This is a genomic window from Mycobacterium sp. (assembly GCF_050701675.1).
Taxonomy (GTDB): domain Bacteria; phylum Actinomycetota; class Actinomycetes; order Mycobacteriales; family Mycobacteriaceae; genus Mycobacterium.
On record NZ_JBOGDD010000965.1, the window covers coordinates 1 to 2,070 of the forward strand.

At 66.8% G+C, this 2,070-nt stretch carries 1 protein-coding gene; it reads right to left on the minus strand.

Annotated features, from left to right (window positions below):
- Window positions 1-8: 8 nt before the first annotated feature.
- Window positions 9-1,886: an alkyl/aryl-sulfatase gene (locus ACRDUX_RS29205; RefSeq protein WP_526419048.1), complete on the minus strand. Its 1,878-nt coding sequence runs from the start codon at window positions 1,884-1,886 to the stop codon at window positions 9-11.
- Between the last annotated feature and the right edge of the window lie 184 nt (window positions 1,887-2,070).

Genomic DNA, 2,070 nt, shown 5'->3' on the forward strand with positions numbered 1-2,070 from the left:
AAATCGCGTCAGGGGGTGACGATGTCGAACGCGGGGTTCGGCTTGTCCAGCACGCCGAGCAGCGACGGCAACGCAGCGGCGTCACCCGTCACGTCCAGACCCGGTGACGTCGCATCGCCCGCGGCGAACGTCAACAGCCGCAGCTTGCTCGACAGCGTGACGGTCGCGTCAGCGGTCGCGGCGTCTGCCGCCACCTTGCGATAGACGAGCACGCCGTTGCGTAGCGACAGCCGGTAGTTGGTCGCGACGTCGGCGAACGTCACGTCGATGGCGAGGTTCAGATCCCATGCCCTTGGGCCGTTGACGCTGATTGCGAAGCTGTCGAACATCTGCTCCGGCGTCAGCTGAGAGACCATCGACGGCGCAGTCGTCGAGGTCGCCACCCCGAAGTTGCCGTCCCGCAGCTCGGTGGCTCCGGAGAGGAAGAAGTTGCGCCACGTCGCGTTCTCCGCGCCGTAGGCGAGCTGCTCGAGGGTGTCGCCGTACAGCGCGCGGGCCGCGGCGTGATCCTGATCGGTGAAGATCGCGTGATCCAACAGCGTTGCCGCCCAGCGCAAGTCACCTTCGTCGAACGCCTTCTGCGCGATCTCGACGACGCGGTCGATGCCACCCATCGCCTCGACGTAGCGCGGCGCGATGGCCTCGGGCGGGTGCTGCCACAGCCGCGCCGGGTTACCGTCGAACCAGCCCATGTAGCGCTGGTACACCGCCTTCACGTTGTGGCTGACCGAGCCGTAGTAGCCGTGTGCGTGCCACGCCCTCTCCAGCGCCGGTGGCATCTGAAAGTGCTCGGCGATCTCGATCCCGGTGTACCCCTGGTTGAGTTGACGCAGCGTCTGGTCGTGCAGGTAGGCATACAGATCCCGTTGCAGGGAAAGGAATTCGACGATCCGGTCCTTGCCCCAGGTGGGCCAGTGGTGCGAGGCGAAGACGACGTCGGCCCGGTCGGCGAAGGCGTCGATGGCCTCGGTCAGATAGCCCGACCACCCGTGCGGGTCGCGGACCAGCGCGCCACGCAGGGTCAGCAGGTTGTGCAAGTTGTGGGTGGCGTTCTCGGCCATGCAGAGCGCCCGGAACTTGGGGAAGTAGAAGTGCATCTCGGCAGGCGCCTCGGTCCCCGGCGCCATCTGGAACTCGATCTCGACGCCGTCGATGGTGTGCGTCTCACCGGTCTCCCGAATGTCGAGGGTGGGGACGATCAGCGCGATCTCCCCCACCGACGTGTTCTGACCGAGTCCGCAGCCGACCTGGCCAAGTGGCCCCCGCGCCAACACGGTGCCGTACATGTAGGAGGCCCGCCGGGTCATCGCCGTTCCGGCGTAGACGTTCTCCTGCACGGCGTGTTCGGTGAAGCCCTCCGGCGCGATCACGACGACCGTGCCCGCGTCGACGTCGGCCTGGTTGGTCACGCCGAGCACGCCGCCGAAGTGATCCACGTGGCTGTGGGTATAGATGACTGCGACGACGGCTCGATCTCCACGGTGGGCCCGATACAGCGCAAGCGCTGCCGCCGCGGTCTCGGTGGAGATCAGCGGGTCGATGACGATGACACCGGTGTCGCCCTCGATGAAGCTGATGTTGGACAGGTCGAGACCGCGGACCTGATAGATGCCTTCGACCACCTCGTAGAGGCCCTGCTTGGCGGCGAGCTTGGATTGCCGCCACAGGCTGGGGTGGACGCTGGCCGGGGCATCACCGGCGAGGAAGTCGTAGACGTCGTTGTCCCACACCACGCGTCCGTCCGAGGCCTTGACGACGCACGGTCGCAGCGCATCGATGAAACCTCGGTCGGCATCGGCGAAGTCGCGGGTGTCGTCGAAGGGCAGATTCGTCAGATGGTGGGTGTTGGCGGCTTCGATGAAGGCGGTCGGTGGCTTCTGCTCCATGTCGACAAGCCTGCCACCCGGGCCCGCGGTGAGATGCCGAACCAACGGCCGATCTCAGCCTGCCCGTTCGGCGGGCCCCTGAGCGATCTGGCTCTTCAGCGGGGCCAGCGCGTTGCCGATTGCGCCGATGGTCTCCGCGGACACGCCGAGTCCGCCGAGTGTGTCGACGAGGTGACCCACCACC